Raw genomic sequence first — 15808 nt, 5'->3', positions numbered from 1 at the left:
GTTGTCGCGGAAGAGACATTTCGTTAAAGTCTCGCCCCTTCTCACCGGCATGGGGATTTCTACGTGTTTATTGGATTCGATTACGGTACGGCCAACTGCTCGGTTGCGGTGATGCACAACGGGCAACCACAGCTCCTGAAAATGGAAAAAGAGAGCACGCTGCTGCCGTCAATGCTCTGCGCGCCAACCCGTGAGGCGGTAAGCGAATGGCTTTTCCGCCATCACCAGGTTCCGGCCACCGCGGCGGAAACGCAGGCTCTGCTGCGCCGCGCCGTGAGCTATAACCGCGAAGAGGACATCGACGTTACGCCTGCCAGCGTACAGTTCGGCCTGTCGTCGCTCGGGCAGTACATTGAGGATCCGGAGGAGGTTTACTTCGTTAAATCACCGAAGTCATTCCTCGGGGCCAGCGGCCTGAAGCCGCAGCAGGTCGCGTTGTTTGAGGATCTGGTCTGCGCCATGATGCTGCACATCCGCAATCAGGCACAAACGCAGGTCACGGAAACCATCGACCAGGCGGTGATTGGCCGTCCGATAAACTTCCAGGGCCTGGGGGGCGATGACGCCAACCAGCAGGCGCAGGGTATTCTGGCGCGCGCGGCGCACCGTGCAGGTTTTCGCGACGTGGTGTTCCAGTACGAGCCGGTAGCGGCGGGACTGGATTTTGAAGCCACGTTGACGGCAGAAAAACGTGTGCTGGTGGTGGATATCGGCGGCGGAACGACGGACTGCTCGCTGCTGCTGATGGGGCCGCAATGGCATCAGCGTCGCGATCGTGAAAACAGCCTGCTGGGGCACAGCGGCTGCCGCGTTGGCGGTAACGATCTGGATATTGCCCTCGCCTTTAAGAGCCTGATGCCGCTGCTGGGCATGGGCGGACAAACCGAAAAAGGGATCGCCCTGCCGGTTCTGCCGTGGTGGAACGCCATTGCGATCAACGATGTGCCTGCGCAGAGTGATTTTTACAGCACCGCAAACGGTCGTTTTCTCAACGATCTGATACGCGATGCGCAGGATGCCGACAAAGTCGCGCTGCTCCACAAGGTCTGGCGTCAGCGCCTGAGCTACCGCGTGGTGCGCACCGCCGAAGAGAGCAAAATTGCGCTCTCAGATCGCCCGGAACATGCGGTCACCCTGCCGTTTATCAGCGACGAACTGGCAACGATTATCTCGCAGGAAGGGCTTGAAACGGCCCTGTCACAGCCGCTGCAGCGTATTCTCGAACAGGTGCAGCTGGCGCTGGATAACGGAAAAGAGCAGCCGGACGTGATCTATTTAACCGGGGGTAGCGCCCGTTCGCCGCTGATTAAGAAAGCGCTGGCGGCACAACTGCCGGGCATACCGATTGCCGGTGGCGATGATTTTGGCTCCGTAACCGCAGGGCTGGCGCGCTGGGCGCAGGTGATGTTTAGCTAACACGGGTGTGGCCTGGTGCCCTCATCCCGGCCCTCTCCCAGTGGGAGAGGGAGAAAAAGGATCGACTCCCTCTCCCGCCATTCAGACAATTCCAGACAGTGTTCCACATTTCCTCCATTTTTCTGCCGGGTAGCCTGACTAAACTAGTATCATTCCCCGAAGTGTTTCAGGATGAGAACGTAAAACGATGAAAGGCAGTAACAAATCCCGCTGGGCTATCGCCGCTGGCATCATTGTGGTGGTCCTTGCCGCCGCCTGGTACTGGCACAGTCAATCCGCGAAGTCCCCTGCATCTTCGGGGGCGAGCAGCGCATCTCCGCGCGCGGCGGGCGGTGGCCGCCACGGTATGCGCGGCGCGGCGCTGGCCCCCGTGCAGGCAGCGACCGCCGTCAACAAAGCCGTTCCGCGTTATCTCACCGGGCTTGGCACCATTACTGCGGCCAATACCGTCACCGTGCGCAGCCGGGTAGAGGGGCAGCTGATGGCGCTTCACTTCCAGGAAGGCCAGCAGGTTAAGGCCGGTGATTTACTGGCAGAGATCGACCCAAGCCAGTTCAAAGTCTCGCTCGCTCAGGCGCAGGGGCAGCTTGCCAAAGACAAAGCCACCTTAGCCAACGCCCAGCGCGATCTCGCCCGCTATCAGCAGTTGGTGAAAACCAACCTGGTGTCGCGTCAGGAACTGGACACTCAGCAGTCGCTGGTCAGCGAAACCCGAGGCACGATCAAAGCAGACGAAGCAGCGGTCGCCAGCGCCCAGCTGCAGCTCGACTGGAGCCGCATTACCGCGCCGATTGACGGACGCGTCGGCCTAAAGCAGGTTGATATCGGTAACCAGATCTCCAGCGGCGATACCACGGGCATCGTGGTCATTACCCAGACTCACCCCATCGATTTAGTCTTTACCCTGCCGGAGAGCGACATCGCCACCGTGGTGCAGGCGCAAAAAGCCGGTAAAGGGCTGGTGGTTGAAGCCTGGGACCGCACCAACAAACAGAAACTCAGCGAAGGATCGCTGCTGAGCCTCGATAACCAGATTGATACCACCACCGGTACCATCAAGCTGAAAGCACGCTTTAGCAATCAGGATGATGCGCTTTTCCCGAATCAGTTCGTTAACGCGCGCATGCTGGTCTCTACCGAAGAAAACGCGGTGGTGATCCCAACGGCAGCGCTGCAGATGGGTAACGAAGGCAACTTCGTCTGGGTGCTGAACGATGACAACCAGGTCAGCAAGCATCTGGTGAAAACCGGGATTCAGGATAGCCAGACGGTGGTGATTAGCGCCGGGCTATCCGCAGGCGATCGGGTGGTAACCGACGGCATCGACCGTCTCACGGAAGGGGCGCGCGTCGAAGTGGTCGAGGCGCATGGCACGACCACCAGCGAACAGCCGGCGAAACGCGAGCACGCTAAACAGGGAGCCAGCGCCTGATGCAGGTCTTGCCACCAAGCGCGACAGGTGGGCCATCACGCCTGTTTATTATGCGCCCCGTCGCCACCACGCTGTTGATGGTGGCCATTTTGCTGGCCGGGATAATTGGCTATCGCTTTCTGCCCGTGTCGGCGCTGCCGGAAGTGGATTACCCTACGATTCAGGTGGTCACGCTCTACCCTGGCGCCAGCCCGGACGTGGTGACGTCGGCCATTACCGCGCCGCTGGAGCGCCAGTTTGGGCAGATGTCTGGCCTGAAGCAGATGTCCTCGCAAAGCTCTGGTGGGGCGTCAGTAGTTACGCTGCAGTTCCAGCTGACGCTCTCGCTGGACGTCGCCGAGCAGGAGGTGCAGGCCGCGATCAACGCCGCCACCAACCTGCTGCCGTCTGACCTGCCTAATCCGCCGGTCTACAGCAAGGTCAACCCGGCCGATCCGCCAATCATGACGCTGGCCGTCACCTCCTCCGCCATGCCGATGACGCAGGTGGAAGATATGGTTGAAACCCGCGTGGCACAGAAGATTTCACAGGTAACGGGCGTCGGTCTGGTGACCCTGGCGGGCGGACAACGTCCTGCCGTGCGCGTGAAGCTTAACGCGCAGGCGATTGCCGCGCTGGGGTTAACCAGCGAAACCATTCGTACCGCCATCACCAGCGCCAACGTCAACTCGGCCAAAGGCTCGCTGGACGGGCCAACCCGCGCGGTCACGCTTTCGGCCAACGATCAGATGCAGTCAGCCGATGAGTATCGCCAGCTGATTGTCGCCTACCAGAACGGCGCGCCAATTCGCCTCGGCGACGTGGCAACCGTAGAACAAGGCGCGGAAAACAGCTGGCTTGGCGCGTGGGCCAACAAGCAGCAGGCGATTGTCATGAACGTTCAGCGCCAGCCGGGTGCGAACATCATCGAGACCGCCGACAGTATTCGTGCCATGCTGCCGCAGCTGATTGAAAGCCTGCCGAAATCGGTCAGCGTGAAGGTGCTTTCCGACCGCACCACCAACATTCGCGCCTCCGTTACCGACACCCAGTTCGAGCTGATGCTGGCGATTGCGCTGGTGGTCATGATTATCTACCTGTTCCTGCGCAACGTGCCGGCCACCATTATTCCCGCCGTCGCCGTACCGCTCTCGCTGGTCGGAACCTTTGCGGTGATGGTGTTCCTTGATTTCTCGATCAACAACCTGACGCTGATGGCCCTGACCATCGCCACCGGTTTCGTGGTGGATGACGCCATTGTGGTGATCGAGAACATTTCGCGCTACATCGAGAAAGGCGAGAAGCCCCTCGCCGCCGCGCTGAAGGGGGCGGGCGAGATCGGCTTTACCATTATCTCCCTCACTTTCTCGCTGATTGCGGTGCTGATCCCGCTGCTGTTTATGGGCGATATCGTCGGGCGACTGTTCCGGGAGTTTGCCGTCACCCTGGCGGTGGCGATCCTGATCTCCGCCGTGGTGTCGCTGACGCTGACCCCGATGATGTGTGCCCGCATGCTGAGCGTGGAGTCCCTGCGCAAGCAAAACCGTTTCTCGCGCGCCTCAGAGCGGATGTTCGAACGCATCATCGCCGCCTACGGCCACGTGCTGGCGAAGGTGCTGAACCACCCGTGGGCGACGCTTGGGGTTGCCCTGGGTACGCTGGCGCTCAGCGTGATGCTGTGGATTTTCATCCCGAAAGGCTTCTTCCCGATTCAGGACAACGGCATTATTCAGGGCACGTTACAGGCCCCGCAGACCGTATCGTTCGCCAACATGGCACAGCGCCAGCAGCAGGTGTCGGAGATCATCATGAAAGATCCGGCGGTGGAAAGCCTCACCGCCTACGTGGGCGTCGACGGCACTAACCCGTCGCTGAACAGCGCGCGCCTGCAGATCAACCTCAAACCGCTTGATGACCGTGACGATCGCGTCAACACGGTGATCCAGCGCCTGCAAAACGCGGTGGCGAAGGTGCCGGGCATCGAACTCTACCTGCAGCCGATTCAGGATTTAACCATTGATACCCAGGTGAGCCGCACTCAGTACCAGTTTACTCTGCAGACCACCAGCCTGGAGGCGCTCAGTACCTGGGTGCCGCAGCTGGTTGATACTCTGCGCGGCCTCCCGCAGCTCTCCGACGTCAGCAGCGACTGGCAGGATAAAGGGCTGGCGGCCTACGTTAACGTCAACCGTGACACCGCCAGCCGTCTGGGTATTTCCATGGCGGACGTGGATAACGCACTGTACAACGCCTTTGGCCAGCGCCTGATCTCCACTATTTACACGCAGGCGAACCAGTACCGCGTAGTGCTGGAGCACAACACCGGGAACACGCCCGGGCTTGCCGCGCTGGACACCGTACGTCTGACCAGTAAGGACGGCGGCATCGTGCCGCTCAGCGCCATTGCCAGCGTGGAAGAGCGCCACACCCCGCTGACCATCAACCATCTGGATCAGTTCCCGTCGACCACCATTTCGTTTAACGTCCCGGACGGATACTCGCTGGGCGAGGCGGTGGAAGCGATCCAGAACGCCGAAAAAAACCTCGGCTTCCCGACGGATATACAGACCCAGTTCCAGGGGAGCACGCTGGCGTTCCAGGCGGCGCTGGGCAGCACCATCTGGCTGATCGTGGCCGCCGTGGTGGCAATGTACATCGTGCTGGGCGTACTGTATGAAAGCTTTATTCACCCGATCACCATCCTCTCCACCCTGCCGACGGCGGGCGTCGGGGCGCTGTTAGCGCTGATGCTGGCGGGCAGCGAGCTGGACGTGATTGCGATTATCGGCATCATTCTGCTCATCGGTATCGTCAAGAAAAACGCCATCATGATGATCGACTTCGCCCTTGCCGCCGAGCGCGAGCAGGGAATGTCGCCGCGCGATGCGATCTTCCAGGCCTGTCTGCTGCGTTTTCGTCCGATCCTGATGACCACCCTCGCCGCCCTGTTAGGCGCGCTGCCGCTGATGCTGAGTACCGGCGTTGGGGCCGAGCTGCGGCGTCCTTTAGGGATCGGTATGGTCGGCGGTCTGCTGGTCAGCCAGGTGCTGACGCTGTTTACCACGCCGGTGATCTACCTGCTGTTTGACCGTCTGGCCCTGTGGACCAAAAGCCGCTTCCCGAAACGTGAAGAGGAGGCGTAAGTGAAGTTTTTCGCGCTCTTCATTTACCGCCCGGTGGCGACGATATTGATTTCGCTCGCCATCACCCTGTGCGGCGTACTCGGCTTCCGGCTGTTGCCGGTAGCCCCGCTGCCGCAGGTGGACTTCCCGGTGATCATGGTCAGCGCCTCGCTGCCCGGCGCGTCGCCGGAAACCATGGCCTCGTCGGTCGCCACGCCGCTGGAGCGGTCACTCGGGCGCATTGCGGGGGTCAACGAAATGACCTCCAGCAGTTCACTGGGCAGCACGCGTATTATCCTTGAGTTCAACTTCGACCGGGATATCAACGGCGCAGCGCGCGACGTGCAGGCAGCGATCAACGCCGCGCAGAGCCTGCTGCCGAGCGGTATGCCGAGCAGGCCGACCTATCGCAAAGCCAACCCGTCCGACGCGCCCATCATGATCTTAACGCTCACCTCGGACACCTATTCCCAGGGCGAGCTGTATGACTTTGCCTCTACCCAACTGGCGCAGACCATCGCCCAGATCGACGGCGTGGGCGACGTCGACGTGGGCGGTAGCTCCCTGCCCGCCGTGCGCGTGGGGCTCAACCCGCAGGCGCTGTTCAACCAGGGAGTGTCGCTGGACGACGTGCGTTCCGCCATCAGCAACGCAAACGTGCGCAAACCGCAGGGGGCGATTGAAGACAGCAGCCACCGCTGGCAGATCCAGACAAACGATGAGCTCAAAACCGCCGCGGAATACCAGCCGCTGATTATTCACTACAACAACGGCGCGGCGGTGCGTCTGAGCGATGTCGCCAGCGTGACCGATTCGGTGCAGGACGTGCGCAACGCCGGGATGACCAATGCCAAACCGGCGATTCTGCTGATGATCCGCAAGCTGCCGGAAGCCAATATTATCCAGACGGTGAACAGCATTCGCGCGCGACTGCCGGAGCTGCAGGAGACCATTCCGGCGGCGATAGACCTGCAGATTGCCCAGGATCGTTCCCCGACGATCCGCGCCTCGCTTGAAGAGGTTGAGCAGACGCTGATCATCTCCGTCGCGCTGGTGATCCTGGTGGTCTTCCTGTTCCTGCGCTCGGGCCGCGCGACGCTGATCCCGGCCGTTGCCGTACCCGTGTCGCTAATCGGCACCTTTGCTGCCATGTACCTGTGTGGCTTCAGTCTCAACAACCTGTCGCTGATGGCGTTGACCATCGCCACCGGCTTCGTGGTGGATGATGCGATAGTGGTGCTGGAAAACATCTCACGCCACCTCGAAGCGGGCATGAAGCCGCTGCAGGCTGCGCTGCAGGGCACGCGCGAGGTCGGCTTTACGGTGCTCTCCATGAGCCTGTCGCTGGTGGCGGTATTCCTGCCGCTGCTGCTGATGGGCGGGCTTCCTGGCCGCCTGCTGCGCGAATTTGCCGTCACGCTTTCCGTCGCGATTGGTATCTCGCTGGTGATCTCACTCACCCTCACGCCGATGATGTGCGGCTGGATGCTCAAGCGCAGCAAACCGCACACCCAGCCGCGCCGTAAGGGTTTTGGCCGCGTACTGATGGCGATGCAGGAAGGCTACGGCAAATCGCTGAAATGGGTGCTGAATCACACCCGCATCGTCGGGCTGGTGCTGGTGGGCACCATCGCGCTGAACGTCTGGATGTATATCTCCATCCCGAAAACCTTTTTCCCGGAACAGGATACCGGGGTGCTGATGGGCGGTATTCAGGCCGACCAGAGCATCTCCTTCCAGGCGATGCGCGGCAAGCTGCAGGACTTTATGAAGATTATTCGTGAAGACAAAGCCGTGGATAACGTCACCGGTTTTACCGGCGGGTCGCGCGTGAACAGCGGGATGATGTTTATCACCCTGAAATCGCGGGATGAGCGTAACGAAACCGCGCAGCAGGTGATCGACCGTCTGCGGGTCAAGCTCGCCAAAGAGCCGGGTGCAAACCTGTTTTTGATGGCCGTTCAGGATATCCGCGTCGGCGGACGTCAGGCCAACGCCAGCTATCAGTATACCCTGCTCTCGGATGACTTAGCCGCGCTGCGCGAGTGGGAGCCGAAGATCCGCAAGGCCCTGGCCGCTCTGCCGCAGCTGGCCGACGTGAACTCCGACAGCCAAAACAACGGCGCGGAGATGAACCTGACCTACGATCGCGAAACCATGTCGCGGCTGGGGATTGACGTGGCGGCGGCCAACAGCCTGCTGAACAACGCCTTTGGTCAGCGTGAAATCTCCACCATCTACCAGCCGATGAACCAGTACAAGGTGGTGATGGAGGTCGATCCGCGCTACACCCAGGACATCAGCGCGCTGGACAAAATGTTTGTGATTAACAGCGACGGCAAGGCGATCCCGCTCTCCTACTTTGCCAGCTGGCAGCCCGCGAACGCGCCGCTGTCGGTGAACCATCAGGGGCTGTCGGCGGCATCGACGGTCTCCTTCAACCTGCCGACCGGCTCGTCGCTGTCTGAAGCGAGCGATGCCATTAACCGCACCATGATCCAGCTTGGCGTGCCCTCTACGGTGCGCGGCAGCTTTGCCGGTACCGCGCAGGTATTCCAGGACACGATGAACTCGCAGGTGATCCTGATCCTCGCGGCGATTGCGACGGTCTATATCGTGCTCGGCGTGTTGTATGAGAGCTACGTCCATCCGCTGACCATCCTCTCGACGTTACCGTCGGCGGGCGTGGGGGCGCTGCTGGCGCTGGAATTGTTCGGCGCGCCGTTCAGCCTCATCGCGCTGATTGGTATCATGCTATTAATAGGCATTGTGAAGAAAAACGCGATCATGATGGTCGACTTCGCGCTGGACGCCCAGCGCAACGGCAACCTGACGCCGGAAGAGGCTATATTCCAGGCCTGCCTGCTGCGTTTTCGCCCGATCATGATGACCACGCTGGCGGCGCTGTTTGGCGCGCTGCCGCTGGTCATTTCCGGTGGCGACGGGTCCGAACTGCGCCAGCCGCTGGGGATCACCATTGTTGGCGGGCTGGTGATGAGCCAGCTGTTGACGCTCTACACCACGCCGGTGGTCTATCTGTTTTTCGATCGTCTGCGGCTGCGTTTTTCACGTAAAAACAGAACAACGGTGACCGAGTAAATGACCGATCTTCCCCGTCAGGTTCGCTGGCAGCTATGGATAGTGGCGTTCGGCTTCTTCATGCAGTCGCTGGACACCACCATCGTGAATACCGCCCTCCCCTCCATGGCGAAAAGCCTGGGGGAAAGCCCGCTGCACATGCATATGGTGATCGTCTCCTATGTGCTGACGGTGGCAGTAATGCTCCCCGCCAGCGGCTGGCTGGCGGATAAAGTCGGGGTGAGAAATATCTTTTTCACCGCCATCGTGCTGTTTACCGTGGGATCGCTGTTTTGCGCCCAGGCGAACACGCTCGATCAGCTAATTATGGCCCGCGTCTTACAGGGCGTGGGCGGCGCGATGATGGTGCCCGTGGGGCGGCTAACGGTAATGAAAATAGTCCCGCGCGAGCAGTATATGGCGGCGATGACCTTCGTGACGCTCCCCGGCCAGGTGGGGCCGCTGCTCGGCCCGGCGCTGGGCGGGATTCTGGTGGAGTACGCCTCGTGGCACTGGATCTTCTTGATCAACCTGCCGGTCGGCATCGTGGGGGCGATCGCCACCCTGATGCTGATGCCGAACTACACCATGCAGACCCGGCGCTTCGACGTCTTTGGCTTTATCCTGCTGGCCGCCGGGATGGCCACGCTGACGCTGGCGCTCGACGGGCAGAAAGGGCTGGGGATCTCCTCTCTGACCCTGGGGATACTGGTCGCCCTCGGCATCACCGCCATTCTGTGGTATCTGTGGCATGCCAGAGGGAACGACAAAGCGCTGTTTAGCCTTCATCTGTTTAAAAACCCCACCTACCGCCTTGGCCTGTTCGGCAGCTTCGCCGGGCGCATCGGCAGCGGCATGCTGCCGTTTATGACGCCGGTCTTTTTACAGATTGGCCTGGGCTTTTCGCCGTTCCACGCGGGCCTGATGATGATCCCGATGGTGCTCGGCAGCATGGGCATGAAGCGCATCGTGGTGCAGGTGGTCAACCGCTTCGGCTACCGCCGGGTGTTGGTCGCCGCCACGCTTGGGCTGGCGCTGGTAAGCCTGCTGTTTATGGCCGTGGCGCTGATGGGCTGGTATTACGCGCTGCCGCTGGTGCTGTTCTGCCAGGGCATCATTAACTCCATGCGCTTCTCGTCGATGAATACCCTGACGCTGAAAGACCTGCCGGACGAGCTGGCAAGCAGCGGTAACAGCCTGCTGTCGATGATTATGCAGCTTTCGATGAGCGTGGGCGTGACCATGGCGGGCATCCTGCTCGGCATGTACGGCCAGCAGCATCTCAGCGTCGACACCCCGGGCGCGCATCAGGTGTTTTTATATACCTATCTCAGCATGGCGGTGATTATCGCCCTGCCCGCTTTTATCTTCGCCAGAGTCCCGAACGATACCCGTAAGAATGTCGTGATCCGACGCGGCAAAAGGAGTGCACCATGAAATTCTGGCGTCCGGGCATCACCGGCAAGCTGTTTGTAGCGATTTTTGCCACCTGTATCGTTCTGCTGATCACCATGCACTGGGCGGTGCGGGTCAGCTTTGAGCGAGGCTTTATCGACTACATCAAGCACGGCAACGAGCAACGCCTGCAGGGCTTAGGCGATGCGCTTGGCGAGCAGTACGCCCTGCACGGGAACTGGCGTTTTCTGCTCAATAACGACCGCTTCGTGTTTCAGATCCTGCGTTCGCTGGAGCACGATAACGATGACGACCGCCCCGGCCCCGGCATGCCGCCGCACGGCTGGCGCACCCAGTTCTGGGTGATTGACCAGGAGATGCGCGTGCTGGTTGGCCCGCGCGCGCCGGTCCCGCCCGACGGCTCAAAGCGCGCCATCAGGGTTAACAATGAGACCGTCGGCTGGGTCATCGCCTCCCCGGTCGAGCGTCTGACGCGCAACACGGATATCAACTTTGACCGCCAGCAGCGCCAGACCAGCTGGCTGATTGTCGCCCTCTCCACCCTGCTGGCCGCACTTGCCACCTTCCCGCTGGCGCGCGGCCTGCTTGCGCCGGTAAAACGTCTGGTAGAAGGCACCCACAAGCTGGCCGCCGGGGATTTCTCCACCCGCGTGGATACCCGCAGCCAGGATGAGCTGGGCAAGCTGGCCCAGGACTTCAACCAGCTCGCCAGCACGCTGGAGAAAAACCAGCAGATGCGCCGCGATTTTATGGCCGACATTTCCCACGAACTGCGCACCCCGCTGGCGGTGCTGCGCGGCGAGCTGGAGGCGATTCAGGACGGCGTGCGCCAGTTTACGCCTGAATCGGTGGCGTCATTACAGGCCGAGGTCGGGACGCTCACCAAGCTGGTGGACGACCTGCACCAACTCTCAATGTCCGACGAGGGCGCGCTAGCCTACCAAAAAGCGCCAGTGGACGTGATTAACATTCTTGAAGTGGTCAGCGGCGCATTCCGGGAACGCTTTGCCAGCCGCAACCTGAAAATTGACCTCTCGCTACCGGACAGCGCCGTGGTGTTTGGCGACCCCGACCGCCTGATGCAGTTGTTCAATAACCTGCTGGAAAACAGCCTGCGCTATACCGACAGCGGTGGCGGACTACTTATCTCCGGCAAACAAGAGAACGGACGCTTCGCCCTGACCTTTGCCGATTCCGCCCCCGGCGTGCAGGACGCGCAGCTGGAAAAATTATTCGAGCGCTTTTACCGCACCGAAGGCTCGCGCAACCGCGCCAGCGGCGGCTCCGGGCTGGGGCTGGCGATCTGCGTTAACATCGTCGAAGCCCACAACGGCACGATCCGCGCCGCCCATTCGCCATTTGGTGGGGTTAGCATTACAGTAGAGTTACCTCTGGAACGGGATTTATCGAGAGAAGCATGACCGAATTACCGATTGACGAAAACACACCGCGCATTCTTATCGTGGAAGACGAGCCTAAGCTTGGGCAACTGCTTATCGATTATTTACGCGCCGCAGGCTATGCCCCCACGCTGATTAATCATGGCGACCAGGTGCTCCCCTATGTGCGCCAGACTCCGCCGGACCTGATCCTGCTGGACCTGATGTTGCCGGGCACCGACGGCCTGACCCTGTGCCGGGAAATCCGCCGCTTTTCAGACGTGCCCATCGTTATGGTGACCGCCAAAATCGAAGAGATCGACCGCCTGCTGGGGCTCGAAATTGGCGCTGACGATTACATCTGCAAACCCTACAGCCCACGCGAAGTGGTTGCCCGCGTGAAAACTATCCTGCGCCGCTGCAGGCCGCAGCGCGAGCTGCAGGTGCTGGACGCCGAAAGCCCGCTGATTGTCGACGAAAGCCGTTTCCAGGCCAGCTGGCGCAGCAAGCTTCTGGACCTTACCCCTGCCGAGTTTCGCCTGCTGAAAACCCTCTCTCACGAGCCGGGGAAGGTTTTCTCCCGCGAACAGCTGTTGAACCACCTTTACGATGATTACCGCGTGGTGACCGACCGCACCATCGACAGCCATATCAAAAACCTGCGCCGCAAGCTGGAAGCGCTCGACGCTGACCAGTCGTTTATCCGCGCGGTGTACGGTGTCGGGTATCGCTGGGAAGCGGATGCGTGCAGGATAATGTGAGGTTACTCCCCTCACCCTGACCCTCTCCCCTGGGAGAGGGGACTGTACAGAGCCCTCTTTCACCCTCGCCCGTTCGGGTGGGGCAAAGGCTTTACCTCCCCGCCCCGCAGCGCTACAATGCCCGCCCTTAAAGTATGGGAACTCCCCCTACCGCGTCACCTGGTGCTCGCGGATCTGACCTGTCATCAGAATGAGAACAAACATGTTTAAACCGGAACTCCTTTCCCCGGCGGGAACGCTGCAAAATATGCGTTACGCCTTTGCCTATGGTGCCGATGCCGTTTACGCGGGCCAGCCGCGCTACTCGCTGCGCGTGCGCAACAACGAATTCAACCACGAGAACCTGCAGCTCGGCATCAACGAAGCGCATGCCCTGGGCAAAAAATTCTACGTGGTGGTCAATATCGCGCCGCACAACGCCAAGCTGAAAACGTTCATCCGTGACCTGAAGCCGGTGGTGGAAATGGGGCCGGACGCGCTGATCATGTCGGACCCGGGTTTAATCATGCTGGTTCGGGAGAACTTCCCGGAAATGGACATTCACCTCTCCGTTCAGGCTAACGCCGTTAACTGGGCGACGGTGAAATTCTGGAAACAGATGGGGCTGACCCGCGTCATTCTGTCTCGTGAACTGTCCCTCGAAGAGATTGAAGAGATCCGCACTCAGGTGCCGGACATGGAGATTGAGATCTTCGTCCACGGCGCGCTGTGCATGGCCTACTCCGGCCGCTGCCTGCTCTCGGGGTATATCAACAAACGCGATCCTAACCAGGGCACCTGCACCAACGCCTGCCGCTGGGAGTACAACGTTCAGGAAGGCAAAGAGGACGACATCGGTAACATCGTGCACAAGCACGAACCGATCCCGGTGACTAACGTGGAGCCGACGCTCGGCATCGGCGCGCCGACCGACAGCGTGTTTATGATTGAAGAGGCTAAACGTCCGGGCGAGTACATGACTGCCTTTGAAGACGAGCACGGCACCTACATCATGAACTCCAAAGATCTGCGCGCCATCGCGCACGTCGAGCGTTTAACCCAGATGGGCGTGCATTCGCTGAAAATCGAGGGTCGCACCAAATCTTATTACTACTGCGCACGCACCGCACAGGTTTATCGCAAGGCGATCGACGATGCAGCAGCCGGTAAACCATTCGACACCACCCTGCTAGAAACGCTGGAAGGGCTGGCGCATCGCGGGTACACCGAAGGTTTCCTGCGCCGTCACACCCATGACGACTATCAGAACTACGAGCACGGCTACTCCATTTCTGAACGCCAGCAGTTTGTCGGCGATTTCACCGGCGAGCGTAAAGGCCCGCTGGCAGCCGTCGCGGTGAAAAACAAATTCACCAAAGGCGACAGCCTGGAGCTGATGACCCCTCAGGGCAACATGAACTTCACGCTGGAGCATCTGGAAAACGGCAAAGGCGAGGCAATTGAGGTCGCACCGGGCGATGGTCATACCGTATGGCTGCCGGTTCCGGAAGAGGTGGAGCTGGAGTTTGCGCTGCTGATGCGCAACTTTGACGGTGAAAACACCCGCAATCCGCACGCAAAATAGTTGATTAGGGAAATTTTTTCACGCTGGGATAATTCTTAGAAACGGATCACATACCGCTTCGCTCGTTACGGGTATTATCCCCCCGCTGAAAAACATAACCCATAAATGCTAGCTGTACCAGGAACCACCTCCTTAGCCTGCGTAATCTCCCTTACGCGGGCTTATTTTTTTGCGTCAAACCACTGGACATTGTTTGACGCCGGTTTCACGACCGCTCGGTCTGAATCAGAGTGCGTAGTGCTGGCCCGCTGTATACTAGAAATGCGACAACTCTGTCGAGTAACCTTTGGCTGTCATGTAGCTTATCAGTCGGGCTTTAACAGTACCGAGCCATTCCTGCGCTGTCATATTCCAACCCTCAGGGTCAAATTCGTGACGATAACGTTCTGAAAAAATCTTAACCCCATCAGGATCAGACTCTATTTCAGTTAAATTTGCCAGGCACATTCTAAGGCTGAATACTGGCGAAGTGGTCAAATATTCATTCAACAAATTGTCAAAATCACAGTCGGCATCAAAAATATCGCAATCCTGCCCGAAATATATTACGACCAAATTATCAAGCTCACATGGTTTATAGATATCCGCATCCATAGCGCCCCCTTAAGGTATTGGAAATGCCGTCACAATATAGAAAAGTTTTCCATTATATGTCGATGGTCTGATAACTAACCGCACGCCATAGACTTTTTTAACCTTATCAGAACCCTTCTCAATATAATACCCTACTGGCACCCTGAATTTGTGTGAATAGGATAAGGTAGTGCGCGCATTAGAATACTTTAGCGCAGCCTCTATCTGACTTTTTTTCACAGAAAAAACCTCAGAAATGACCAGTTCCGCTTGTCTGATATTAAAAAATGAACTGGATGCAGTGGGTACACGAGCCTCTAAAAATCTCGCTTTCAACTGCTCAGGCGTCCTTCCAACATGGCGAGCAATAGTATGCCCTAATTTTCCACCTTCATGATCCAACAATCGAATGCGCCCTGAATATATGGATCCAATCCTGGCGGCTCCGGCAGCCCCCGCAAATGCAAAAGGAACCGCAATATCAAATGTCACACCGACTTTATAAGCGGTTTCCGCGCTTGCACCGAGCTCACCGGCAGCGATCTCAGCCAGTTGTGCAGTGGCAGTTGATGTTTGTCTGCCCGTAATCACCTGCTTAAATGACGCCGTTAGGGTATCGAGACTATGAGAGCCTACAACAACACATCCTGCTTTAGATAACATTGTGGGTTCAGGAACCACACACAAAACGCCTGCACCGAACATTTCTACAACGCCGCTTACAACGCCCAGACCGCCCCATAAACGGTTACTCATTGTTTCTCCTTCGCTGACAGTTTTACCACGTAATATAGCGGCCATCTGTACCGGAGATATCGTAACGGTAAGCCCATCCTGGGTTTGCATATAAACTCCCTTTTATCATTAAGCAGTTAAACCCGAGGTTATTATCCATCAGATGTAAGGTCAATAATGATTCATCAGCTTACGCCTCGCGCGTATTGCTCGTTGTTTAACGCCTCCTGCCCTTCAAACACGTTTTAGCCCCGGCTGCGTTACGTTTACTGGGTCTGTGCCTGTGAGATATTATCCGGGAATTTCGGAATTTTGGCCGGGCTTGATACCTTAAATTGTGGATGACTGATATC

General features: G+C 58.9%; 10 protein-coding genes. 8 read left to right on the top strand and 2 right to left on the bottom strand.

From position 1 onward, the window contains the following. The first annotated feature begins 63 nt into the window (after positions 1-63). From yegD to trhP, 8 genes are all read left to right on the top strand, one after another. Positions 64-1416 carry a molecular chaperone gene (gene yegD, locus I6L58_RS20900; RefSeq protein WP_088208124.1) on the top strand — a complete coding sequence of 451 codons (1353 nt, stop codon included), beginning with the start codon at positions 64-66 and terminating at the stop codon, positions 1414-1416. Positions 1417-1603: 187 nt separating this feature from the next. Continuing rightward, on the top strand, positions 1604-2848 hold the full coding sequence (locus tag I6L58_RS20895) for an MdtA/MuxA family multidrug efflux RND transporter periplasmic adaptor subunit (RefSeq protein WP_088208123.1): 1245 nt from the start codon (positions 1604-1606) through the stop codon (positions 2846-2848). Continuing rightward, positions 2848-5970 (top strand): MdtB/MuxB family multidrug efflux RND transporter permease subunit, encoded by a 3123-nt coding sequence (locus I6L58_RS20890; protein ID WP_088208122.1) that lies wholly within the window; start codon positions 2848-2850, stop codon positions 5968-5970. Before I6L58_RS20895 ends, I6L58_RS20890 begins: the two co-directional genes overlap by 1 nt. Continuing rightward, positions 5971-9048, top strand: coding sequence for a multidrug efflux RND transporter permease subunit MdtC (mdtC, locus tag I6L58_RS20885; RefSeq protein WP_058609796.1), 3078 nt, complete (start codon positions 5971-5973; stop codon positions 9046-9048). Then, positions 9049-10464, top strand: coding sequence for an MFS transporter (gene mdtD / locus I6L58_RS20880; RefSeq protein ID WP_088208121.1), 1416 nt, complete (start codon positions 9049-9051; stop codon positions 10462-10464). It begins immediately after the preceding gene. Further along, the gene (baeS, locus tag I6L58_RS20875) at positions 10461-11864 is read left to right on the top strand and encodes an envelope stress sensor histidine kinase BaeS (RefSeq protein WP_088208120.1); all 1404 of its coding nucleotides are present in this window, start codon (positions 10461-10463) and stop codon (positions 11862-11864) included. The genes mdtD and baeS overlap by 4 nt, the downstream gene beginning before the upstream one ends. Continuing rightward, positions 11861-12583 (top strand): envelope stress response regulator BaeR, encoded by a 723-nt coding sequence (gene baeR, locus I6L58_RS20870; RefSeq protein WP_058609798.1) that lies wholly within the window; start codon positions 11861-11863, stop codon positions 12581-12583. Before baeS ends, baeR begins: the two co-directional genes overlap by 4 nt. A gap of 202 nt (positions 12584-12785) precedes the next feature. Then, positions 12786-14147, top strand: coding sequence for a prephenate-dependent tRNA uridine(34) hydroxylase TrhP (gene trhP, locus I6L58_RS20865; RefSeq protein WP_006176342.1), 1362 nt, complete (start codon positions 12786-12788; stop codon positions 14145-14147). A 255-nt stretch (positions 14148-14402) separates the two neighbouring features. Here the strand turns inward: trhP and I6L58_RS20860 are convergent, their stop codons facing one another. Both I6L58_RS20860 and I6L58_RS20855 read right to left on the bottom strand, forming a co-directional pair. Continuing rightward, the gene (locus I6L58_RS20860; protein WP_088208119.1) at positions 14403-14741 is read right to left on the bottom strand and encodes a contact-dependent growth inhibition system immunity protein; all 339 of its coding nucleotides are present in this window, start codon (positions 14739-14741) and stop codon (positions 14403-14405) included. 9 nt (positions 14742-14750) lie between these two features. Beyond that, the gene (locus tag I6L58_RS20855) at positions 14751-15566 is read right to left on the bottom strand and encodes an RNase A-like domain-containing protein (RefSeq protein ID WP_088208118.1); all 816 of its coding nucleotides are present in this window, start codon (positions 15564-15566) and stop codon (positions 14751-14753) included. Between the last annotated feature and the right edge of the window lie 242 nt (positions 15567-15808).

The organism is Enterobacter cancerogenus (assembly GCF_019047785.1).
GTDB classification, from domain to species: domain Bacteria; phylum Pseudomonadota; class Gammaproteobacteria; order Enterobacterales; family Enterobacteriaceae; genus Enterobacter; species Enterobacter cancerogenus.
The sequence above is the reverse complement of the archived record's forward strand: the minus strand, read 5'-3'. Positions and strand labels throughout refer to the sequence as shown.